The sequence below is a fragment of the Marinoscillum luteum genome (assembly GCF_044005705.1).
GTDB classification, from domain to species: Bacteria; Bacteroidota; Bacteroidia; order Cytophagales; family Cyclobacteriaceae; genus Marinoscillum; species Marinoscillum luteum.
The window spans coordinates 324,069-346,841 of record NZ_JBIPKE010000015.1 but is presented as its reverse complement, the minus strand read 5'-3'; the positions used below and the strand labels follow the sequence as shown (position 1 = coordinate 346,841).

Genomic DNA, 22,773 nt, shown 5'->3' with positions numbered 1-22,773 from the left:
CCACTTTATTGTTTAAATAATGTCAATGTTATTAAAATTGGATTATAGTTAGTTTTTATATAGACTTATTGATTTTATTATGACAACTATCCGCCGCAAAACTCCGTGGCTCACGCAAATGGTGAGGGCCACCTTTTTATTATTCCTGTCCATCCAATCATCCATGGGCCAGGATATAGCAAGCGCCACCTTTGTTCAGTCAAAGGATGTCTTTTCCGATATTTCTTCTCCTGGAGGGATATGGGTGAATAGTGACGGTACCGCGATATTTTTATCCGGTACGAGTTTCTCCACCGAGGACGTGGTGTATACTTATGACCTGAGTGTCACTTATGACCTCTCCACGGCAGTTCGGAGTGTAGCCAAGACTTTTACGATGGGCAATTCTGACTTTACAATTACCCCTCACGATCTTGTGTTCAAGCCCGATGGTTCCATGCTTTTTGTGGTGGGTTCATACTTTGATCTCAACACTTTTGATCAGGGAGATAGTCTGTATTCCTTTAGTTTGAGTACTCCTTTTGATGTATCCACCGCAGTTTTGGCGAATCGCGCCAGGTTCGATATAAGTGCTGAAGAGGACTTCACTTCGGGCGTAGAGTTAAATAATGATGGTTCTAAGATTTTCATTATTGGAAAGACCAACGATCAGGTGGTAGAGTACAATTTGTCTGTTGCCTATGATATTACTACTGCATCGCTCGGTAACACATTCAGTGTGAATGTGGAAACAGGGTCTCCCGAATCGTTCAGGTTTAGCCTGGACGGTCTGATGATGTATGCAGTACACCTCGATATGGGTGCCAATCAATCTTCCATTTTTACCTATTCACTTTCTTCCGCATTTGATATTTCCACAGCTACTTACGCAGGGCCAGGGGAGTCTTTGGTGCTGAGCTTTAGTGACATTCGCCCTTTGGGACTTGCATTTGGTGGAGAGAGCAAAATGTACCTCTTCGGAACTAATGATTCCGGTTCACCCATTCGTGAATATGATTTGGAAGTCGCACCAGATGATGTGACTCCCCCTGTGGTGACAGTGGATGCATTGATCACCAACGTGGTTAGTCCTGAACTGACCGGAACGATAGATGATCCCACAGCCACCATCGAAGTGACAGTGAATGGTAATACTTACGCAGCTACCAACAATGGTACCACCTGGACGTTGACTGCAGGTACCATTTCGCCTGATTTGGCGGATGGTACGTACGAGGTGAGCGTTACCGCCACCGATGCAGCCCTCAACGAAGGCATGGACGCCACATCTGACGAATTGATCATAGACACTACTACTCCAGTGGTGACTGTCGACGCGCTAACCACCAATGTCGTTAGCCCAGAACTGACCGGAACGATAGATGATGCCACTGCCATTGTGGAAGTCACTGTCAATAGTAGCACCTATGCGGCTACCAACAATGGAACCACCTGGACGCTTGCCGCTGGTACCATCACACCGGACTTGACAGATGATACCTATGAAGTGAGTGTTTCGGCTACAGACGCAGCGATGAATGTAGGTACCGATGAAACTACAAATGAGCTGATCATCGATTCTACCACACCTGTGGTGACAGTAGATGAACTGATCACCAATGTGGTGAGTCCTGAGCTGACCGGAACAATAGATGATGCCACTGCCACCATAGAAGTGACTGTGAATGGTAATGCTTACGCGGCAACTAACAATGGCACTACCTGGACACTGGCCGCCGGAACTATTACACCAGATTTGACGGACGATACTTATGAGGTGAGCGTGACTGCCACTGATGCGGCTATGAATGTAGGCACAGACGCCACAGCCGATGAATTGACCATAGATACCACCGCACCCGTGGTGACGGTAGATGAACTGATTACCAATGTGGTGAGTCCTGAACTAACGGGAACAATAGATGAGGCCAGTGCAATCATAGAAGTGACAGTGGATGGTACTGCTTACATGGCTACCAACAATGGCACTACCTGGACGCTGGCCGCTGGTACCATCTCTCCTGATTTGGCTGATGGCACCTATGAGGTGAGCGTTTTGGCTACTGACGCGGCTGGAAACATAGGGGCGGATGATACGGATACTGAACTCACCATTGATCTGATCTCACCAGGGATTGAGATCATTGATGAATCAGGAAATGTTCCCACAGTGGTCAATGGAGATTTTGTGGTGCTCATAGCGTTTGTTGAGCCTGGGGCTGAGTCAGCTGAGGCTGTAACTGGATTTGAGGTTTCTGAAATCGGCTTGACCAACGCCACCCTATCCGGTGACATGGTTTCATTTGATGATGGTTATTTGGTGAATATTTCGCCTGATGGCAATGGAGATGTGATCATAGATATTGCAGCGGATGTCGCCATAGATGCTGCAGGAAATAGCAACACTGCAGCGCAAATAACTGTGGTATACGATATCGATCCTCCTACGGTAACCATTACCGGAGCCCTTTCTTCCATACCATACGATGATCTGAGTGCCTTTTCTGTAACTTTTGAGTTCAACGAGCTGCTTGGAGCGGAGGATGCAGACTTTGAATTGGCAGATATCACCGTGGTGAATGCTAGTGTGGCAAACCTTCAGGTATCTGATGATCCTTTGGTTTATACAGTTGATGTTACACCGGATGGAAACGGTGACGTCACCATTGAGCTGGTAGAGGCTTCTATACAGGATATTGCTGGGAATGCTTACGTAGGCGAGAGCCAGGAAATGATTCCCTTGACCAGTCCTTTTAACGGGGCAGGAACGGAGGAAATTCCTTTTGAGATCGCCACCAAAACTGATCTGAAGATCCTTTCGGAGAATAGTATATTTTGGAACAAACACTTTATCCAAACTGCAGACATCACTTTTGAAGATTCAGATACTTATACTCCAATAGGCATATATTCTGCTAACCCATTTTCAGGAAGCTATAATGGAATGAATCATACTATTTCTGATCTGCAAATATCAGGTAGTGATGAAATAGGACTCTTTGGATATTCTATTGGTGTACTGCAGAATATTGGTTTAATTAATGTAAATGTTTTAGGTAATGATTATGTGGGATCTTTGGTAGGCTATAATAGAGGTGAAATCCAAAATATTTATGCTACAGGGTCGGTAAGCGGGGCAATGCAAGTTGGTGGTTTGGTAGGATATAACGAAGGTGACGCTACCATTACCAATTCTTACGCTGCAGTTTCGGTTACGGGTGCAGAAAGAGTAGGAGGCTTAGTAGGGTACAATAGTGGGGCGCATATCAGTTTTTGCTATGCGACAGGTTTAGTAAGTGGACAAAATGATGTTGGTGGATTTCTTGGTTTAGAAATTTTTGGTAGTGTCAATGATAATTTCTGGAACATAGATCAAAATACGATAGGAGTAGGTTTTGATGATGACCCTGCGGGAGTCACCGGCCTCACCACTGCCCAAATGCAAGATCAAGCCGAGTTTACCAACTGGGATTTCACAGATACCTGGCAAATGGACAATGGCTGTGTCAATGATGGCTACCCTATTTTTCAATGGCAGGATAACCCGGAAATGGTTGCCGTTAGTTTGGGTGAGGATATATCACAATGCGGAGGAACGGTCCTCCTTGATGCAGGCAATTCTGGTGCCAGCTACCTTTGGAGTACTGGAGCTATTACCCAAACCATTGAAGTCACCACTACAGGAACATATTCAGTTGTGGTCAGCAAAGAAAACGCCTGTGACGGCTCAGATGAAATTGAGGTCACCATTAATGCACAACCTGAATTTGCACTAGCCACTCCAACTCCATCGTGTGGTGAGTATACCATAGAAGGCCCTGATGGGTTTGCTTCCTATAGCTGGAGCAATGGAGAGACCACTCAGTCTATTACAGTAACTGAAAGCGGGACTTATTCGCTGACAGTAACCAACGAAGATGGCTGTACGGCTGAGGATGAAGTGGAGGTGACCGTCAATGAAATTCCGGTTGTCACGATTGCTGGTGCAGATACTCCGGTCTGTGGAGGATTCGAATTTACGTTGACTGCTACAGCGACTGCCGGGGAGGTGACCTGGTATGATTCTGAGACTAAAGACAATGTGCTTTCTGAAGTGGCAAGTTTAACCACCTCACTGCCTAACACCGCAAGCTTCTGGGTAGAGGCCGTCAATGGTGACTGTAAGAGTGAGCTGAAAGAGGTGGTAGTGAATGTGAGGTATTGCTATAGTGGTGGAGCGGGAACAGTGAGTGACCCTTTTCTGATCAGCAATAAGAAGGATCTGGATTCACTGATGAAGTTGCCGGATGATTATAATAAGCATTTTCTGCAAACGGAGAATATTTCTTTTACTGCTTCGGATTTTGCCGAGGATGGTGAGTTTTACAATGATGAGTATGGGGTAGCGCTTAATACTGGGCAATTCACTGGCAGTTATGATGGTGGCTATCACACCATTGACGGGATGGTCTATATATTTCCATATGTGAGCGGCCTCTTTTATTATCTCAACGGAGAGGTCAGGAATTTAGGGCTTACGAATGTGAGTTTAGGTAGTGGTGTTGATCCTGACAATGGTGCCGGACTCGTAAACATCCTTTATGAGAACGGGAGAATAGAAAATTGTTATACGACTGGAGCTCTGAAAGGGGATGTCTCTCGGTCATTAGGAGGGCTCGTAGGGCTGATGTATGGGGGTACAGTGAGTAATTGCTATTCAACCGCCTCTGTAGAAACGATAGATGCGAGAAATACCGGAGGCTTAATAGGAGAAACCAGAGGCGGAAGTATCGTGAATTCATATTCCTCAGGATTCGTGAAAGGTGCCACCAATACCGGGCCGGGTGTGCCTTTGTTTCAGGGAGGCTTTATAGGTCGTGCGGCAGCTGCTACCGTTACCAATTGCTACTGGGATGTGGAAACCAGCAATCAGACTGGCAGTGCCGGTGGCACCGGGCTCACCACTGCCCAGATGAAAGACCCTTACAGTTTTGTAGATGCAGGTTGGGACTTTAAGTGTATAGGCTCTGAGGAGATTTGGGACATGGACCTTGACAATATCAACAATGGCTATCCGATCTTGGGATGGCAGTCTGATAATGAAAGTTGTGTCTTAATTCTGGAGACAGAAGACTCAAAGGAAACAGCTATTGTCTATCCTTCAATCACTTCCGGTCTTGTTTCCATTAGGATGGAAGGCAGAAGTACTGTGGATCACTTGGAGGTTTATGATATGATGGGCCGCAGGGTACTGTATAAGGACATCTATGTGCCGATGCAGGAAACTAAAATTGACTTATCGGGCGAGCGTCCGGGAATTTATTTAGTCAGGGTATTTAGCGGATCCACCCAAACTACTCATCGGGTGATCCTTCAGAATTAATTTATTAAGCACTCAAAACATTGATCATAATGAAGAATCTAAAAGTAGCACTTCTGGTTATCACCATTGCTTCATTAATAGTATGTACAGGTTGTCCAGAAGCTGGGGATGATTCCTCAGATTTCGATGTGACAGGATATTGGAAAACAGAAAATTCTTCGGTTGAGCCTTCAGCAGACATTGCGGAGAAAGGAGACTGGACGGAGTTTAGACTTGATCTGCAATCTGAGTCTGACCTGTTGTTCGCTTATAGTATAGAAAATGTGCCGGATGGTTTTAATACGGTTTGGCCTGAGGGTGAGGGTACTTATACTTATGACGCTACCTCCAAGGTCATAAAATTTACCGCTTCAACCGGTGTTGAATTTGAGGCCACTGTGACCGATGATAATTTCCCGGATGACTTTACTGTCCAGCGTAAGCCGTCCACTAATTCCAGCGGACGAACAAGTGGCCTCAAAGATCCCTGGATATTTAAGATGCTTGACGCCAGCGATGACGATTAAGATTTGGATATCTTATGTTAGTAAGAATCCTTTGGATGTCATTGGCCTTCGGGCTAATGACATCTTATAATTCCCCGCCCGAAGGCAATAAATACCAACTGATCATTTTTGAAGGATCGGACTGGTGTGTCAACTGTCGCAGGTTGGAGCGGTCTGTTTTATCTGATGTAGATTTTCAGGTGTTTTTGGAAGCCAATAATATATCACTGATCCGGGTAGACTTTCCTCAAAGGAATAAACTGACAGCTGCTCAAAAAACACAAAATGATTCCATAGCCAGGAGATATGATTTTCAGGGTGTTTACCCTACCATTGTATTGGTGGAACCAACAGATCAGGCCTATCTGGAGCTCGGCTATATGAATGAAACCAGCAGTGATTTTGCCAGGAGGATCGATTTGGGGTTAAAACAACTGAAGTGAAAGAATGGAATGTCACCAAACGTTTGATGGGATGCACTTTCAGCCTCGGAGTGGTAGAGGAGGACGGGAATCGGGCAGGCCAAATCCTGCAGGCCGGAATAGATGAAATTGTACGCATTGAGGGGTTGCTTTCAGAGTTTTTGCCGGATTCTGAGGTTAGTAAAATCAATAATCATCCTTCTGATCTGCCCATTGCCCTGGACCCGGAGTGTTTTCACCTGATTGATCGGTCAGTGAAAATAAGCCGAATGACACACGGAGCATTTGACATTACCGTGAGCCCGCTCAAGGGGCTGTATCAGTTTCGTAAAAATCATTTTGAGTTTCCTTCCCAAGAGGCGGTGGAAGCAGCACTCACTACCGTGGGGTATATTGGCCTCATCCTGGACCATGAATCTCATTCCATACAGAAGCACGATGGCATGCGCATTAGTTTTGCCGCGATAGGTAAAGGTTATGCATCCGATCAGGTGAAAGCCCTGTGGCAATCCATGGGTGTGACCTCAGGTTTTGTCAATGCCAGCGGGGATCTGAATGCCTTTGGACTCAATCAATGGGGGAATGCCTGGAAGGTGGGGGTTTCTGATCCCGAAAACCATGATAAAATACTTTTTCAGATTCCCATTCACAATGCATCTGTGGCCACCTCCGGAGATGCTGAGCAGTATTTTATCCATGAGGGCAAACGCTATTCACACACCATAAGTCCCTTCACCGGATTACCTTTATCAGGTGTGTCCAGCGTCACCGTGATTTCGCCCAGCGCGGAACTCTCCGATGCACTGGCTACGGCAGCCTATGTGAAAGGGGTGGATGAGGGGATGGCACTCATCAATGAATTGCCCCAGACACATTGTATCATGTTGGATGATAAGCAAGAGGTCTTCTTTTCAAAGGATATTCAATATGAAGCAATTAGTTAGACTTTTGATTTTAGCAGGTGTGGTGTCCTCGTGTGCTTCACTTAAGCCCTATGAGCGGCAGTATGTGGATGATCCAGAGATGCAGATGGATTTTGATAATGGAGTGCGTTTTTCCAACTATGTCCATTCGATTCGCGAGGGAGCTACGCCGGCAGGTGCCCCCAAATCAAGTGGTGGATGTGGGTGTAATTGATCGATAAAGGATGGTTCGAATCAGAGAGGTATTAGCCGGAGCCCTCATTAGCGCTCACCTCATGATTAAAGCTCAGCATCAAAGGAGTGAGGTTGACGACAGCCAATATGCGGATGAAGTTCTGGTGAATAACTATCCTGCCCAGGAAGCGCAAATACTCAGCCTCACTGATAGTGGTGCCAGCCAGGCAGTTGATCCTCTCCAGGTAGAAATAGTATACAACCACTATATCCAGGATGGCAGCAACTCTGCGGTGACTGGAGGAATAGGTACCGAGAAACTCATGGTGTACGGGCCATCGCTTCGTGTCAGGAAGGATCGTGCCAATCATTATGTACAGATGCACACCGGGGTAGATATCATTTCTTCTGCTTCGGCTGATAATATTGATTTTATTGTCTCCTCTGCTTCACGATTAGACGGAAGGGGGTACCTCTATGGTACGTATGGCCATCACCTGAGAGGGTCAGGTCTGACGCTTGATGGCGGACTTGGGTTGTCTTTGGAGAGTGATTATAGTTCACTGAAGACGGAAATTGGTGTTGCAAAAGAAAGTGCAGACCAAATGAAAAAGTACAGTCTACAGTTTCAAATGTATAATGATGACCTGAGGTGGGGTTTGTTTCACTCCGGTTATTACCGACCGACCAAGCTTATTTACCCTTTTGAGCTGCGCAACCGCAATAGAAAATGGTATGAGACCCACAATCGAAATTCGTATATCCTGAAAGGGGGCTACACGCAGGTGCTTAACCGCAGGAATATGATCGGTCTATTTGCGGACCTTACGCTTCAGAAGGGACTGCTGGCCACCCCTTTTCACAGGATTTATTTTACGGATGGGTTCCTGAAGGTGGAGCAATTGCCATATGAGCGATGGAAAGGAGGAATAGCCTTCAGACTCAACTCGTTTGTGGGCGGTGCAATCATTCTGAAGAATACCGTGAATCTTTATTCGGATAGTTTTGGGATTCGTGCCCTGACCACCCAGAACGAGACAAGTATTAAAATCACACCAGTTTTGATCGTGACTCCTCATTTTCGGTTTTATGTGCAGCAAGGCAGCCGCTATTTTGCCGGGTATGGTGAGCACGAAAGAACGGAGCGATATTTCACCTCAGATTATGATCTGTCCAGTTTCGAAACCTACACCATGGGCATTGGGTTAAAAAAGCGTTTTGTCCACAAATCAGCTTTGCAAACCGTGGCCTTAAGATACAGCTATATGCACCGCTCCAATGGACTGCAGGCGCATATTATTTCTACCTCATTTCAACTTGATAAATAGAAGGTATGGGGCTCAGGAGAGATAAATATGTAGCCCTGAGATGGTGTCACAGGGCCACATGATTCAGAAATACCTACGGTTTTTTACCACTCAGAATCTCATTGATAAGCGCCTCCCATTTTTTGATGAGTTGTAGCTCTCCATTGAGTTGAAAGTGGTCCTCAGAATTGAAAAACTCAAACTGGCTGGCCGCAATACTTTTAACTATTGGTAAAAAAGTAAGTTCCAGTTTGTCAGTTACCGACTCATGACCATCTTTGGTTTTGATGCTCCTTTTGGTGCTGTCTATCCTACATTTTTGGATGGCATTCAGCGGAATACACTGCTCCAGCATCTCCTCATTTCTGATTTTAACAAAGAAGACAAAGTCTCTTGCCGCGGACATCCCCACGGCAAAGTCAATCCCACAGTCATAGATCGATACTTCCCGATTGTAGGAAGCTGCAATGACCTTCAAGCCATTAATAAGTTCATGCTCCTTTTTTTTAGTGCTTCTGCGCATTAATACAAATGGTACAATACACAAGGCTGTTGCACCCAGCCCGATAATGGTTGTTCCCAACTCCATGTTTTTATATTTTATTATGTGAGTGATCATCATTTCCGGCATGTAAGCCGCCGGAAATTCAATTAAGAAAAAGGCAAACAGAAGTGCCTTCAGGTGAAGTATGGGAGGGAACTAAAAGAAGAAATGAAAAGGGTAGAGGAGATCGGCCTTCTCTTGCTCAATAAGAAGATTGAGCACATGATAGTATAGTCCATTAAATGGCCTGTCGAAATGGAATGAATGTGCCCACAGAACCGCCCAGGTCTGACTCTCATTGGTGGGATAGGGTCTTGGTGAAGAAGTCCCCTGAATGATGACATTGTAGGTCGGGGGGAAGGTGTGCTTGAACTGATCGCTTAACTGATCTGATTGATAATAAGCAGCAGTCCCTTGCTTTTGCACGAGGAGATGTGCCTGTGCAGAACAAGCCAACCCAATAGCCAACAGGTAAATGGCTAATAAGGATGTAATTGTGCCTGTTTTCTTTAGAATACTCAATTATGAACGTAGTAAATGGATGTCAAACATCTCAAACCGCTAAAATACAAAGTTGGTTGTTTTTTATGATTTTTAAGTCAGCGTATCATGCCTTATCCATTCGTAGTGAAGCATATACTTCATTCAATACATCCTTTTTGTCGGTGAGTACCACCAGCTTATCACGGGCCATCAGTTCGGTAGAACCGTTTGGGGTTAGGTAATTCCCTTCACGCTCTATCATAGCGATGATGGCGTTTTTCGGAAACTTCAAGTCCACTATTTTCAAACCGATGGCCGTAGAGTTTTCCTCCACCACTATTTCCTTCATTAAGGTTTTGGGATGCTCCACCATGAGTTGATCCGTTGGGGATAGTGGCTTTGCCTTCTCTGGTAGTCCAACGTTCAGCCATTTCGCTACGATGGACAAGGTGGTGCCCTGTACAAGCACAGAGGAGATGGACACAAAGAATACGATGTTGAAAATGGCATGAGATTTATCTATTCCGGCCAGCAGTGGATAGGTGGCAAATACGATGGGTACTGCACCTCTTAAGCCCACCCACGAAATATAAAATCTCCGTTTCAGCCTCATTTTAAACGGGATGAGTGCAATGAAAACGGCGAGCGGACGAGCGACCAGGATGAGGAAGATGCTGATCAACAGGCCAACACCGATGAAGGGGATAATCTGACTCGGAAAGACCAATAAACCCAACGTAAGGAACAGGACGATCTGCATCAACCAGGCCAGCCCATCAAACATCCGCATGATGGTCTTTTTGTGAATCAAATTTTGATTACCCAGATAGACCGAACAGATGTATATCGCCAGAAAGCCATTGCCGCCTATGGCGTCCGTTGCGGAAAAGGTGATAAACATAAGGGCTATGGTGAGCACCGGATATAGCCCTTCATAATCCAGTTTGATTTTATTAATCACGATTTTGCTGAGCTTTCCGAAGAGAAAACCGGCTACTCCACCTATGCTCATTTGAAGGAACAACAATGGAATAATTGAGAAAATGCTTTGCTCCGGCTCCTGTACCAGTGAAAGAAAGGCAATGGTAAGTACATAGGCCATTGGGTCGTTACTTCCGCTTTCCAGCTCCAATGTAGGTCTGAGGTTCTTCTTCAGAGCGAGGTTTCTACCTCTCAAAATGGAAAAGACCGCCGCAGCATCGGTAGACGAGACAATGGCACCCAGCAGGAGACTTTCGTACAGGCTAAAGTCCGTGATGAGGTAAACAAAATAGCCCAGACCAATGGCGGTTAAGAGAACACCGAGTGTAGACAGGGCAATACCTTCTTTTAATACGGGCTTTACAGATTGCCAACTGGTGTCTAAACCTCCTGAGAACAAGATGAAATTAAGAGAAACCACTCCAATGAACTGTGCGATTTGAGGATTGTCAAAATAGATACCTCCAATGCCATCTGATCCGGCCAGCATGCCAATGGTAAGGAATAGCAGCAACGTGGGGATACCGAATCGATAACTGGTTTTCCCGGCGATGATGCTTATGAGCAATAGTACCGACCCAATAAGAATGATATTTTCTATGGTGATGTTCATATACTTCCGATCAGGCTGTTTTTGCTCATAGCTAGTTTGAGTGTCTCAAAATACATCAAAAGGGTTGTCCGATACAATCGGTCTTATCCAGTGGGCTAATATTAGACCCACCTATTTTGAGCTTTTAGGAGTAAAGCCGCCAGCTCCCATACAAATTATTCAATTAGCCTTGAGTAATCAAGTACTTATGGGTTTACTATTGAACTGGTTTGGCAGGGTAGTACTTTTTTCTGAGCCAAAATGCTACCCGTACCAATAGAATCAATGCCGGGACTTCCACCAGTGGGCCTATTACTCCGGTAAATGCTTGTCCCGAATTGAGACCAAAAACAGCAATGGCCACGGCTATGGCCAATTCAAAATTGTTTCCGGCCGCTGTAAATGCAATGGATGCGTTTTTGTCATAATCGGCTCCCATCGCTTTGCTGATGAAGAAACCAATCAGGAACATCAAAGCAAAATAGATCAATAGCGGAATAGCGATTCTCACGACATCCATGGGGATCTGCACGATCAGTTCACCTTTTAGGGAGAACATTACCACGATGGTAAATAACAAGGCAATCAGGGTAATGGGAGAAATGGTTGGGATAAACCTGGTTTTGTACCAGTCTTCTCCCTTTGCTTTTACCAATACCACTCTGCTAAGGATTCCCATCAAAAATGGAATGCCCAGGTAGATGGCCACACTTTCTGCAATGGTGACAATGGATATGTCCACAATGGCTCCATCAAAACCAAAATAGGGGGGTAAAACCGTAATAAACAACCAGGCATAAAAACTGTAAGCAAACACCTGGAAAATGCTGTTCAGAGCCACTAATCCTGCGCCGTATTCACTACTCCCTTCTGCCAGATCATTCCATACCAGCACCATAGCAATGCATCGGGCAAGCCCGATCAGAATGAGCCCAACCATGTATTCGGGGTAATCCTGCAGGAAGGTCAGGGCCAAAATGAACATCAGAACAGGACCGATGATCCAATTGAGCAACAATGAAATGGAAAGAACCTTTACGTTTTTAAAGACTTGCGGCAGCAGCTTGTAATTCACTTTGGCCAGCGGTGGGTACATCATCAGGATCAAGCCTATGGCAATGGGAATATTGGTGCTACCACTACTAAACGAATCAATGAAGGTGGAGGTAGATGGAAACAAATAGCCAATGCCTACTCCAATGGCCATGGCAAGGAATATCCAAAGGGTGAGGTACTGATCAAGGAAACTAAGTTTTTTCGTATTGGTCATGATTGTGATGATGGTTTGATAACGATTTGGCTTGCAGAAGTTGATCTGCCAATTCATTAGGGAATTCACTTTCTTTTATGGCACTTACAGCTGCATCTATGTCGTAGTTTACTCTTCTGAATTCCACCCGAATCGCATTTGGGTTGTGTTTTGAAAGATTTTCATCCAGGGTAACTAGGGCGTAGCACAGCCTGGGGTCACCATCTTTTGGCTTCCCTACAGAACCAATATTGACTACATGGGTGTAATCCATTCCTGTCTGAATGGTTCGGTGATATGGGATATGCGTATGCCCACACAACACAAGCTGTGCATCTTGCGCTTCCATCATTTCCACGATTTCGTCTTCAGGGTAGTCCTCTACCAGGTAGTCATTCACAGCTTTTGGGCTACCATGCACCAGCAAAAGGGTGAAACGCTCCCCGCTGGTCTCAAAGACGAGTTTGAGGTGCCTGGGAAGATTGGTCAGGTAGTTCTTGTTTTCCGTGGTGAGCAACCTCGCAGTGATCCCTTTGGCAGACCTGTTATCTTCCTTGAGGGGTAGAAGCAGAGCCTCTTCATGATTCCCCATAATGGTAGGAATGTGGCGTTTTCTTATGGCTTCAACCACCTCATTGGCCCAGACATTGTAGCCCACCAGATCTCCCAGACAGTATAGGGCGTCTGGTCTTACTTGTTCGATATCCCTGAAGAAGGCATCGAGCGCGGGCAGATTGGCATGTATGTCTGAAAAGAAGGCTATTTTCATTTTTTGACCTGTGAGAATGTATAAAACATCTCAGAAGCGATCTGCATTGATCCCTGATCATATCGCTCTGCTTCCTCAGGGGTGCCATCAAATTCCTTGGGATCGTCATATCGCACGGGAATTCTCTTTTCTGTTCCCGGGATGAACGGGCAATTCTCATCTGCGTGCGAACACGTCATCACCGCGGCAAACTGATCTGCCCGATTGATGGGATCGTCGAAGAGTTTTGAAAAGGCCTTGATGGGCTCTTTATCATCAGAATGAGAAATGAGATAAATAGGGTTGCTGTCGCCTTTGGAGGAAACCCTAAAACCACTCCGCTTAATAGATGCTACTGCTCTCTCATTGAATGCGGTAACTTCCACACCCCCCGAATAGCAAAGCGCCGGAATGCCGAAATAGTTGGCTGCCGTCTGTGCCCAAATCTGGGAGAACTGGCTTCTTCGAGAGTTATGGGTGCAAATAAAGTTGAGGTTGACTTCTTTGCCCTGATCCATTTTGGTCTGAATGTATTCGATCAGTGGTTTGAGCACGGCAAGGCGCTCTTCCGAAATGTTTTGCTCCCTTGCTTTTTCAATGGTCAGTTGAAGTTCCGGATGCACTGCTAAGTTTTGTGTTTGCATGATTTATGAGCTGATTTTTTTGATTAACAACATCCTGATCCAGGAGTACAAGCGTTTTCCTGAGCGGCAAACGATGAAATTCTGATTTTTGGTTTTTCCACTGGAATACCGCATTTTTCCTTGGCCAGGCAATCGGTTTGTTTGTTGGTCAATTGAAACGAACCATTTTGAAACTCCAGGCCATACTTTCCTATGGTTTCTCCCTGATGCTCCACTTCAATATCCGAATCCTCCAGCCCGAGGTGCTTTTCTGAGAGTTCTATGATGGCGTGAAGTTTCTGAGCACTCAGTCGGTGATCGTAATCAGCAGCTGTGAAAAGTTGGAAATTGACTACTGTCTCTTTTCTCACCGTTCCGCCACAGTCAATAAAGTGCTTCTGAATACTTCCTACCTCAGTGACGTGAAAATGTGAAGGAACATACTTCCCATTGGGTAGGCGGAATTTGACTTCCTGTATTTCGGATAAGGCTGATTTGATTTCTGATAATTTCATGTATTGTGATGTTATTGCAATATGACGATATGATTAGATAATTTTTTTTAGCAACATTCCTGTGAAGAGGGTGAATCAAACTGATTGAAAATTTCATTAAACTGACTTTTGATCTCGGCCCACCGCACCGGATTGATACAGTAGCTAATGCGTGATCCTTCAATGGTGCCCTTGATGATGCCAATGTCTTTTAATTCACGCAGGTGCTGACTCACAGTGGCCTGAGCCAGGCCCAATTCCTGCACCAAATCTCCATTGACACAGGCATTGGTTCTAAGCAAATGCTGAATGATGGCTACACGGGCGGGGTGAGCAAATGCCTTTGCTGCCACGGCTACTTCGTTTTGTACGGTTGAAAAAAGGTCTGTCTTGGTTACTCCCATCTTTCTTTGCGTTATGTCATTGCAATATTACGATGAGTTATTGAGATAAGCAAGGCCTTAGCCAATATCAGGTACAAATGGAGCTCAATACTTCATCAACTACCCAGTTTGATGCTCGATCCATGTACACTGATTCTCCAATGTACTTTTTGGCTTTCTGAGATTGATAAAGATGAATGGGCATTACTTGCCGATACAGAAAGTTCTTTTTATTGATTATCAGTTAGTTAATTGTTAAGGGGTACAATAGAGGTACACGGATTACTCTATTTTTGGTTAGTTTTCTTTGTTTTTGACCTGTTTGGGGTGGTTTTTGGGTCAAAATTGGGACAATATATGAAGTAGAACAATATTTAAAGTTGAGGGCATTTTTTACGTCATTATCTGACAGCTAATTTAATCCGAATTCATACTTCTTAAGCTTTCTTTTTCGATCTTTTGACCGCACCTTCCCAAACTAAGAACCCATAAAAATCAACTTCCAAATATTGCAAACAGAAGCTAAACAAGTTTGCAATGGAAAACCCTTTTCAAGAATTATATGAGCGCCTGGATCGGATCGAGGGGCTCTTGGTAAGTGTGAGAGATCACAAGGCTTCTGAGCCGGAAGGCGAAGAAGATAGGCTGCTGAACGTACGTGAAGCGGCCAGGTTCCTTGGTGATGCTGTGGCCACTCTCTATGGCCGCACAAGCAAAAATGAAATCCCATTCTATAAGCGTGGTAAGAAGGTGTACTTCAAGAAATCTGAGCTGGTAGCCTGGATTGAACAAGGTCGTGTGAAGAGCCAGAAGGAAATTCAGGAAGAAACTGCTCTTCGGTTAAATCAATGAGTTTGTGGCTAAATGAATATCACACACCATAAGTTTATGAATGGTATGCTGGTATTTGTATTGAGATGAATGAGTATGGACACTAACCCACTCAATGAAGCTATGAGATTACCGAATCTTTATGTTTCAGGCCACTGATAGACAGTTTCTTACTGATTGTGACGGGATGAAACCAGCTGGTTGAAACGCTCCCGGTCATTCCTTAACCTTACCAAAAACGCTTTACCACGATGAATGATTTTATAGCAACTCCCATGAGCCTATCTGAGCTCGCCAATGCTTACGATGTAAGCAATAAGATTATGAAGAAATGGATCGACCCACATCAGAAAGAGATTGGTAAACGGGTCGGTTTACTGTACACTCCGAAGCAGGTTATGAAAATCTATGAATGCCTGGGCTACCCACCTTATCTGGATGTGAAATGAAAAGGTTTGATCAAGCGAACGAACGCTTTGAAAAAGCCGTGAGAAAGCTCCAGGACAACCTGCAATACTTGGCTGATCAGGATAAGGTCAGTGACCGATTCCTGAATATCCAAAACCAGATCATCAAAGCCCTTATTGACTACCAACATGAGGTGATAACCACTTTGCAGGCCTATGATCAACTGGCTATAGAATTATCCCTAAAGGGGTCAGCAGGTTATCACCAGTTGCTGAATGACAAAGAGAGCCTGGAGGCGATCTGTATCATACACGGGATTATGGACTTTCCAGCCTGGATAGCGAAGGGTAATTCTTACCTGGTACAAGAGGCAATATGTCATTACAAGAATGGCGAAGTGCAATTGTCGAGCTCAATAGTGGAAATGATTAGGGGACTAGAAGCTGGAGAGCGAGAGCAGCTCTGGCGTATTTTGAACAAGAATGTCCAAGCTAGGTGGGAAAGGGAATTGGCGGAAATGAAAATGAATGCCTATGCTTGAGCACCAGGACATTCAAAAGAAGCCTAACAGCAAGAAGAAAAAACACCAGATCCTGGAGGTGAAAGACTATCTGGATCTGAAGTATGAGTTCAGGAGGAACGACCTTACCCTGGAGGTAGAATACCGACCCGTTGAGGAAAAGCGATTTCAGGTGCTGGATGAAGCACGGATCAATTCGATCTGGATTGAATTGCAGGTGGATGGCTTTAAAGTTTCGGATGCTGTTCTGATCAAAATACTTAACTCTCACCTGGTGAAAAACCACCACCCCCTGAAAGCCTACTTTGAAACACTGCCTGATCATGACGGGGTGGATCACATTCAAAAGCTGGCGGAAAGTGTGCAAATCGATGAAGTCTCAGTGGAGAATGTACACCTGCAGCAGCTCTGGAAACCATACCTTCAAAAGTGGTTGGTGGGGAGTGTGGCGACTGTGCTGGGGCAAGGCACTAACCAGCTCTGTCTGATCCTGGCAGGTGGCCAGGGAATAGGAAAGACAACCTGGTTGAATAGGTTGTGCCCAAAAGGACTGGAGGACTTTCTTGTCTGCTCTCATATCAACCCATCTCTTACGGATAACAACACGGCCAATTACCTTGCTGAGAAGTGGTTTGTGAATATTGATGACCAGCTGGAGACGATCTTTGGTAAGGACTTCAATAGTATGAAGGCCATCATCACCGCCCCATTTGTGACAAACCGAAAGACCTGGCACAGATTCAGCCGGAAGCGGGACAGAGTGTGCAGCTTTATGGGAAGTGTCAACAATACTCAGTTCCTGACTGATAATGAGAACAGGCGGTATCTGGTCTTTAAAGTAAATGGGATTCACTTTGACCATAAGATTGAGATGGCCAAGGTTTGGGCGCAAGCCTTGCATCTACTAAAGCAAGGGTTTCCTTACTGGTTCCAGCAGGAGGAAATGAGGATCCTCAATGTGATGAACAATCTATTCCGGCAGAGCTCTCCTGAAGAGGAGTGGCTGATCAGGTTGTATGAGCCTACTACAGCAGATAATCCCCTGGCAACTTTCCTTATGCCTTCCGAGATACTGACCAAACTCAATGCTTATTCCAATATGAAGCTTTCGATCCGGAAGCTGAATATGGCCATGGAGAAGCTGGGCTTTAACAACAAGGTGTCTAAGCGGATCCACGGGCAGCCTCGCTATGTCCATCCTGTGATCGAGCATCTCCACAGCTCTGATATGCAATACCAGCACGGTCTTCGTAGCGAAGAAGTGTAGTTGCTGCCTGCCTGATTTACTACTTCTACTTCAGTTTTAATGGACTCTTATGAGTAGCCAGTCATTTTATTTAAGTGGCTGGTTATGAGTGTTTTTATGAGTAAGAGAGAGTGCTTAAGGAGAATTGTTCTGATTCCTTTACTACTCTACTACATTTTGATTTAAAGTATTGAATATCAAAAGAGTAACTGTAGTAGCAAGTGTAGTTAAATGGTAGTAGAAGTAGTCGCTGTAGTAGCGTAGTAAGAAGCCACTGGAATAACCTAAAGCATGCACTATGTATGCTTTATCCAGGGCTTTGGTATGGTTTGTCTATCCTGCATGTCTTGTCCATCATACAATCATGTTTTAGCTATGTTTTGCCTAAGTGTTACCGAACTGTCCCGAAGTGGGAAGTGAGGTCATAGAGCCTCCTCATCTTGCCTGAAATCAAAATGCTTTTATAAATGGCAAGACAAAAAGGGATAATGAAACTGGAGGGAACCATCGGGGATGTTTCCTTCTACAAGACCTCTGATGGCTACCTGGCCAGGGAAAAGGGAGGTGTGGATGCGGATCGGATCAAAAATGATCCGGCTTTTCAACGTACCCGTGAAAACGGTAGTGAGTTTGGGAAGGCAGGACGTGCCGGAAGGGTATTGAGAACGGCCTTCAGGCTGTTGCTGCAGAACGCGGCTGACAAGAAAGTAACCAGCCGATTGACTAAGGAGATGATCCGGGTGATTCAATCAGATGCGGTTAATGAGCGAGGTAAAAGGACTGTGACTGCTGGTATTCAAGGCCTCCTCAGTGGGTTTGATTTCAATATCAACAGCAAGCTGAGTGCTACTTTGTTTACTCCATATGTGCCAGCTATTGATCGGGTAGCTGGGACTCTGAATGTGAGTATTCCAGAGTTTGTACCTGGTAACACTATTGTGGGACCTCAGGGTGCAACTCATGTGAAGATCGTGTCAGCTGGGGCGGCTATCAACTATGAGGATGAAACCTTTGAAGTGACCGTGACCAAGTCGAATGATCTGGCACTGGGTTCTCAATTGGAAGAGGCTATTGAGTTGAGCAATGCGGTGGCAGCAAACAATCAACAGAGTCTCTACCTGGTATTGGGGCTTGAGTTTGTGCAATCGGTGAATGGTGAAATGTATCCATTGAAGAATGGAAGCTTTAACCCGCTAACCCTGGTGGCTGTAGATCAGCCGGCAGCAGTTGAAGAAAACTAGTTCTACTGATGGAGCTGCTTCTTACTCGCAAGTACTTTCCCAAAGGAACTAATGGACGGTTGACCTATAATGGCTCTATTCTTTGCTATACGATTGAGCTACCATGGTGGGACAACCAGCGGAATATTTCCTGTATTCCTGAAGGGCGATATCTCCTGTCTAAGCGACATACGGAAAAGCGAGGCAATCACATCCTGGTGATGGATGTGCCTGGTAGGGATGGGATTCTTTTTCATCCTGCCAATGATGCACTTAAGGAACTGGAGGGATGTATCGCCCCAGTGAGTGTACTTACCGGACCAGGGCGTGGAGACTCGTCCAGAAAGGCTTGTGATGTATTGAACGGGCATGTGTTTAGTGCCAAGCATTTGCGAGAAGATGTGTTCCTAAAAATCACTAGTGATGGAAAATCTTGAACTGAATATAATCCTTAGCGGGGTGCTGTCTTTGCTTTTGGGTGTGGTGGCTTACTTTCTACGTCAGCTCCTGGCTGACTTCAAAAAGGTGGAGCAGGATCTTACCCAGGTAAAGAATACCACGGAGATCATTCGAACCGAATTTAAAGGAATGAATGATCTCCTGAATCAACGGATCAACTTCCTGGAAAGGCGAGTTGATCGATTGGAAAATCAAACTTTTAATGACTGACTATGACCAAATCAGTGAATGATCTTGGCGTGATCGAGCGGGTGAAAGCGCCTACTCCAAAGTTCTTTCGAGTGCTTCGGAATATCGGCTTAACGCTGGCTGCAGTGAGTGGGGCAGTGCTTGCCGCACCGGTTGCTTTACCTGTAGCTCTGGTAACGGCTGCTGCCTATGTGGGAGTAGCTGGAGGTGTACTTACTGCAGTAAGTCAAGCAACTGTAGATGAGGAGGAATTGAGCCTTCAACAAGCTGCACAGAAATTGCACAGAAATCAATTTCTAACTCTTTAAATAAATCTAAATGAAAAACTTCCTTGTATGTTATGACCTGTTTGGCAATAAGAATTATGACAAGCTGGTGAGAAGGATCGAGCAGTATCCTGTGGCGCAGAAAGTGATGAATACTACCTTTCTGATCAAAGCAGAGGAGGATGAACAAGCCTCGAATGTTTTGGAGAACCTGAAACAGACTGTGGAGGATGACGACCGAATCCTGGTGATTCAGGTGAAGAATGATGCGGCTCAGGCCAATTCGCTCACCTCGGATTCCGGTTTGAATGCATTGGTGAAGTAGGGCAGATGTTCTGGTGAGGTGTGAGCAGGGTTCGAAAGGATCCTGCTTTCTTGTTCCTAACCTTTACTTTCTTTTGGATCCTTACTTCTTGGATAGGTTCTTTCTTCTTGAATCTTTCCGTCTTCCTTATGAATTTTCATACTTCCTCCACTGCCTGATTTTAAGTAATCAGCACTCTGCTTGATCGCTTCTTCTTTGGTGGTATCGAATGATTTTGTGGCTTTAGAGTTTCCCTCCTTGGTCAAGTTCCACTTATCTCCCTTTTTAGTTAGATGATAGTTATCCATAGAATTAGTTATTGATACTTGTCATTTATAACGCATCTTTAGATTAAATAGTTGACCCTTAGCTGTTTTCCAAAAGAGAAGAAAGAAAAAGAACCCACCAGAAGCGGGTAAGAAAAAGAAAAAATAGAAAGCGTATTGACCAGGCTGGAGGGGAGAAATGCAAGGAGGAACGGAATAAATGGCTTAGGCGAAGGGATGCGGGTTTATGCCGTAGTTCCTTGCTTTTCTATCAGGGTTGGGATGTGCTCCAGCCTAACTTGCTGACCTCTTTTTTTGATTTTATATTCATGCTTTAGTCAACTGGTATGCCGTTTTTGAATAGCATTGATATAGAAGAGTCGGGATTGTCGCCAATTGCTATTTCAATGAAGACCCCAAGCTGATATTTTAGTACATTGTCTAAGTTTGAACTGGTGTAAGCTTGAAGTTTAATGTGATCATATTTATGATCAACTGCACTTGATGATTTCTTTATCTCGATGATGCACAGGTTTTCATCATGACTTCCTCTTTGATGGATAATGATGTCTGGAAAGACAGACCTGATTAGAACTTCTCCTTCTAACTCCATTTCCCTATCATGGAGTAAACCGGCCTCTGCTAATTGTTCCCATACGATATTGATTTTTTTCTTCTCATAATCGTTAGCGGCTGATCCATTATACTCACAATCGACATGGTAATCAGGGAATTGAGTTTGCAGATATTCTGCCAGTTTATGGCTAATAGATCGCTCACTGAGATCATTGATTAAGAGAAACTCGTCTCTTGCAAGAAGCTCTGCTAATGCTAGGTCTATTTTCTCGAGGATGTGTTTGTCTTCCATTTTAAGTGGTTGAAGGTAAGAGCCTAAATAACCAATTTAAAAAGAGGAGCATTTCATAAGCTTCTTCCGGTTCACGGGCATTTTCATCGCCATGGCTGAATATGTTTCGCAGTGCCATCATCATTCCCATAGCGATCAATTGATATCCTTCCTGAATGTTCTTTTCGTTTTCAGTTGAGAGGGTGTTCAATGGGATTGTGGGTGATGCACCACTGAAAACTTTGCCCATTAGCTGCTTACCAATCTCAGTGAGGCCAGTTCGATCTTGTATTTCTTTTTCAAATCTTTCCGCAGCTTTTCTTACGGATTCATTATAGTGACCATCTTTGAATAATTGAAGAGGGTTGGTTGCAATTTGATCAACTAAGGGATGTGACTCTAAGCGTTTAACAAGCTCAGCGGGAGGGACGGTGATACCAGGCACTGATTCGTCAATTTCAATACCTGATAACTCAGATTCCATATTTATGCCTAAAGTCGTCAAGGCTTGTATTAGGGAGTTTAGCTCTGATTGTTTGAGTGGGTCTCTCTTAGCTTTTCTATACCCAATTGCTGCGGGAACAATTTTTCTGATTAGAGTGAATGGCAACTTTGGGTGATATCGAAAAACATTTTCCCATCCGTTTTGAAGTGCTTTTCTTTTGACGTCAAATCCATCAAGGTATTTAGAAACTCTGCTTTCCTGGAAGATGGTGTAAAAGGTGGTCGTGTTTTTTGACCTTGCTGAAAGGGGTAAGAATGGATGAATCACTTGAACCAGGGTTGCTATTTGACTTTTAATGTCGGCTGTGATTCTCTTTTTCGTTTTGCTCATTTTGATGGAGGTGGTATTAATTAAATATACTGAATTTATATCAGGAGTAGGAACTGGCGTTGGAGCCCCGCAGGTAAACTAAAAGGCGGAGCCGACTGAAAGAAGCGAGCCGTCCTGCGAGCCGAACGAGGGTGGGAGTCATAGATAGCCCGTTAGGGCGCTGCGACCCCTGTAGGAAGCAATGTGGCCATTTAATTAATTCTGGCCGCTAATATCTGCCACAGTGCAACTACACAAACCCGTGGAATGCTCTTAAATCTTTAAATTGATGCATGCATTATACCTATGTTCTATATTCAGAAAAGGATCAGAAAAACTACGTTGGCTATACAGAAGATTTAAGAGCAAGACTGAAGCAGCATGATCAAGGTAGCGTTATTTCAACTAAGCATCGTAGACCTTTACGGTTGATCTATTTTGAAGCCTGCGTTGATAAAAAGGATGCCATGAAGAGAGAAAAATATTTAAAGACGCATTATGGCAGGATGTATTTGAAGAAACGTCTTGCAGGCTTCTTATCAGAGATAGATTAATGCTGCTTCCAGTCTGATTCCACAGGGTGCAGCCCGAGAGAGAACGCAGGCGAGCACAAACACTGGCAGTGGCTGGACGAGTGGCGGCTGAAATGCAATA

Annotated in this window: 27 protein-coding genes; 16 read left to right on the top strand and 11 right to left on the bottom strand. The window is 44.7% G+C overall.

Annotated elements, in window-relative coordinates; translation table 11 throughout:
- Positions 1-79 precede the first annotated feature (79 nt).
- Genes ACHKAR_RS09235 through ACHKAR_RS09210 form a run of 6 tightly spaced genes read left to right on the top strand, consistent with a single transcriptional unit; the run spans position 80 to position 8,673 of the window.
- Positions 80-5,341, top strand: a complete 5,262-nt coding sequence (locus ACHKAR_RS09235; protein WP_395417169.1) for an Ig-like domain-containing protein — start codon at positions 80-82, stop codon at positions 5,339-5,341.
- 29 nt (positions 5,342-5,370) lie between these two features.
- Positions 5,371-5,847: a hypothetical protein gene (locus ACHKAR_RS09230; protein ID WP_159579336.1), complete on the top strand. Its 477-nt coding sequence runs from the start codon at positions 5,371-5,373 to the stop codon at positions 5,845-5,847.
- Between the two features lie 14 nt (positions 5,848-5,861).
- Positions 5,862-6,269, top strand: coding sequence for a thioredoxin fold domain-containing protein (locus ACHKAR_RS09225; RefSeq protein ID WP_395417168.1), 408 nt, complete (start codon positions 5,862-5,864; stop codon positions 6,267-6,269).
- Positions 6,266-7,192 carry an FAD:protein FMN transferase gene (locus tag ACHKAR_RS09220; RefSeq protein ID WP_395417167.1) on the top strand — a complete coding sequence of 309 codons (927 nt, stop codon included), beginning with the start codon at positions 6,266-6,268 and terminating at the stop codon, positions 7,190-7,192. The genes ACHKAR_RS09225 and ACHKAR_RS09220 overlap by 4 nt, the downstream gene beginning before the upstream one ends.
- Entirely contained in the window at positions 7,176-7,385 is a 210-nt protein-coding gene (locus ACHKAR_RS09215) for a DUF4266 domain-containing protein (RefSeq protein ID WP_395417166.1), read from the top strand. The genes ACHKAR_RS09220 and ACHKAR_RS09215 overlap by 17 nt, the downstream gene beginning before the upstream one ends.
- A gap of 10 nt (positions 7,386-7,395) precedes the next feature.
- Complete coding sequence (locus tag ACHKAR_RS09210) at positions 7,396-8,673, top strand: DUF3570 domain-containing protein (protein WP_395417165.1); 1,278 nt, start codon at positions 7,396-7,398, stop codon at positions 8,671-8,673.
- A gap of 73 nt (positions 8,674-8,746) precedes the next feature.
- On the opposite strand, the gene ACHKAR_RS09205 is transcribed toward ACHKAR_RS09210, so the two are convergent.
- The 8 genes from ACHKAR_RS09205 to ACHKAR_RS09170 form a co-directional block, all read right to left on the bottom strand.
- Positions 8,747-9,241 (bottom strand): hypothetical protein, encoded by a 495-nt coding sequence (locus tag ACHKAR_RS09205; protein WP_395417164.1) that lies wholly within the window; start codon positions 9,239-9,241, stop codon positions 8,747-8,749.
- Positions 9,242-9,352: 111 nt separating this feature from the next.
- The gene (locus ACHKAR_RS09200; protein ID WP_395417163.1) at positions 9,353-9,718 is read right to left on the bottom strand and encodes a hypothetical protein; all 366 of its coding nucleotides are present in this window, start codon (positions 9,716-9,718) and stop codon (positions 9,353-9,355) included.
- Positions 9,719-9,803: 85 nt separating this feature from the next.
- Positions 9,804-11,273, bottom strand: a complete 1,470-nt coding sequence (locus ACHKAR_RS09195; protein WP_395417162.1) for a potassium/proton antiporter — start codon at positions 11,271-11,273, stop codon at positions 9,804-9,806.
- 196 nt (positions 11,274-11,469) lie between these two features.
- Positions 11,470-12,522 carry an ACR3 family arsenite efflux transporter gene (gene arsB / locus ACHKAR_RS09190; RefSeq protein ID WP_395417161.1) on the bottom strand — a complete coding sequence of 351 codons (1,053 nt, stop codon included), beginning with the start codon at positions 12,520-12,522 and terminating at the stop codon, positions 11,470-11,472.
- Positions 12,500-13,270, bottom strand: a complete 771-nt coding sequence (locus ACHKAR_RS09185) for a metallophosphoesterase family protein (RefSeq protein ID WP_395417160.1) — start codon at positions 13,268-13,270, stop codon at positions 12,500-12,502. Before ACHKAR_RS09185 ends, arsB begins: the two co-directional genes overlap by 23 nt.
- Positions 13,267-13,893, bottom strand: coding sequence for a low molecular weight phosphatase family protein (locus ACHKAR_RS09180; protein WP_395417159.1), 627 nt, complete (start codon positions 13,891-13,893; stop codon positions 13,267-13,269). The genes ACHKAR_RS09185 and ACHKAR_RS09180 overlap by 4 nt, the downstream gene beginning before the upstream one ends.
- Positions 13,894-13,916: 23 nt before the next feature.
- Positions 13,917-14,387 (bottom strand): DUF6428 family protein, encoded by a 471-nt coding sequence (locus ACHKAR_RS09175; RefSeq protein ID WP_395417158.1) that lies wholly within the window; start codon positions 14,385-14,387, stop codon positions 13,917-13,919.
- Between the two features lie 47 nt (positions 14,388-14,434).
- Positions 14,435-14,770 (bottom strand): ArsR/SmtB family transcription factor, encoded by a 336-nt coding sequence (locus ACHKAR_RS09170; protein ID WP_395417157.1) that lies wholly within the window; start codon positions 14,768-14,770, stop codon positions 14,435-14,437.
- Positions 14,771-15,286: 516 nt separating this feature from the next.
- On the opposite strand from ACHKAR_RS09170, the gene ACHKAR_RS09165 reads away from it, so the two are divergent.
- From ACHKAR_RS09165 to ACHKAR_RS09125, 9 genes are all read left to right on the top strand, one after another.
- Positions 15,287-15,601: a helix-turn-helix domain-containing protein gene (locus ACHKAR_RS09165; RefSeq protein ID WP_395417156.1), complete on the top strand. Its 315-nt coding sequence runs from the start codon at positions 15,287-15,289 to the stop codon at positions 15,599-15,601.
- Between the two features lie 230 nt (positions 15,602-15,831).
- Positions 15,832-16,029 (top strand): hypothetical protein, encoded by a 198-nt coding sequence (locus ACHKAR_RS09160; RefSeq protein ID WP_395417155.1) that lies wholly within the window; start codon positions 15,832-15,834, stop codon positions 16,027-16,029.
- Complete coding sequence (locus tag ACHKAR_RS09155; protein WP_395417154.1) at positions 16,026-16,529, top strand: hypothetical protein; 504 nt, start codon at positions 16,026-16,028, stop codon at positions 16,527-16,529. The genes ACHKAR_RS09160 and ACHKAR_RS09155 overlap by 4 nt, the downstream gene beginning before the upstream one ends.
- Positions 16,522-17,775: a VapE domain-containing protein gene (locus ACHKAR_RS09150; protein WP_395417153.1), complete on the top strand. Its 1,254-nt coding sequence runs from the start codon at positions 16,522-16,524 to the stop codon at positions 17,773-17,775. Before ACHKAR_RS09155 ends, ACHKAR_RS09150 begins: the two co-directional genes overlap by 8 nt.
- Positions 17,776-18,221: 446 nt before the next feature.
- Complete coding sequence (locus ACHKAR_RS09145; protein ID WP_395417152.1) at positions 18,222-18,995, top strand: hypothetical protein; 774 nt, start codon at positions 18,222-18,224, stop codon at positions 18,993-18,995.
- Between the two features lie 8 nt (positions 18,996-19,003).
- Positions 19,004-19,411, top strand: a complete 408-nt coding sequence (locus ACHKAR_RS09140; RefSeq protein ID WP_395417151.1) for a DUF5675 family protein — start codon at positions 19,004-19,006, stop codon at positions 19,409-19,411.
- On the top strand, positions 19,398-19,643 hold the full coding sequence (locus tag ACHKAR_RS09135) for a hypothetical protein (RefSeq protein ID WP_395417150.1): 246 nt from the start codon (positions 19,398-19,400) through the stop codon (positions 19,641-19,643). The genes ACHKAR_RS09140 and ACHKAR_RS09135 overlap by 14 nt, the downstream gene beginning before the upstream one ends.
- 2 nt (positions 19,644-19,645) lie before the next feature.
- Entirely contained in the window at positions 19,646-19,930 is a 285-nt protein-coding gene (locus ACHKAR_RS09130; RefSeq protein ID WP_395417149.1) for a hypothetical protein, read from the top strand.
- A 10-nt stretch (positions 19,931-19,940) separates the two neighbouring features.
- Positions 19,941-20,213, top strand: a complete 273-nt coding sequence (locus tag ACHKAR_RS09125; RefSeq protein WP_395417148.1) for a hypothetical protein — start codon at positions 19,941-19,943, stop codon at positions 20,211-20,213.
- Positions 20,214-20,269: 56 nt separating this feature from the next.
- On the opposite strand, the gene ACHKAR_RS09120 is transcribed toward ACHKAR_RS09125, so the two are convergent.
- The 3 genes from ACHKAR_RS09120 to ACHKAR_RS09110 all read right to left on the bottom strand — a co-directional run bounded on the left by ACHKAR_RS09120 (position 20,270) and on the right by ACHKAR_RS09110 (position 22,140).
- The gene (locus ACHKAR_RS09120) at positions 20,270-20,500 is read right to left on the bottom strand and encodes a DUF2188 domain-containing protein (RefSeq protein WP_395417147.1); all 231 of its coding nucleotides are present in this window, start codon (positions 20,498-20,500) and stop codon (positions 20,270-20,272) included.
- Between the two features lie 292 nt (positions 20,501-20,792).
- Entirely contained in the window at positions 20,793-21,326 is a 534-nt protein-coding gene (locus tag ACHKAR_RS09115) for a hypothetical protein (protein WP_395417146.1), read from the bottom strand.
- Position 21,327: 1 nt separating this feature from the next.
- Complete coding sequence (locus ACHKAR_RS09110) at positions 21,328-22,140, bottom strand: TIGR02391 family protein (RefSeq protein WP_395417144.1); 813 nt, start codon at positions 22,138-22,140, stop codon at positions 21,328-21,330.
- 272 nt (positions 22,141-22,412) lie between these two features.
- Here ACHKAR_RS09110 and ACHKAR_RS09105 point away from each other — a divergent pair, with 272 nt between their 5' ends.
- On the top strand, positions 22,413-22,673 hold the full coding sequence (locus ACHKAR_RS09105; protein WP_395417143.1) for a GIY-YIG nuclease family protein: 261 nt from the start codon (positions 22,413-22,415) through the stop codon (positions 22,671-22,673).
- The last annotated feature ends 100 nt before the right edge of the window (positions 22,674-22,773 follow it).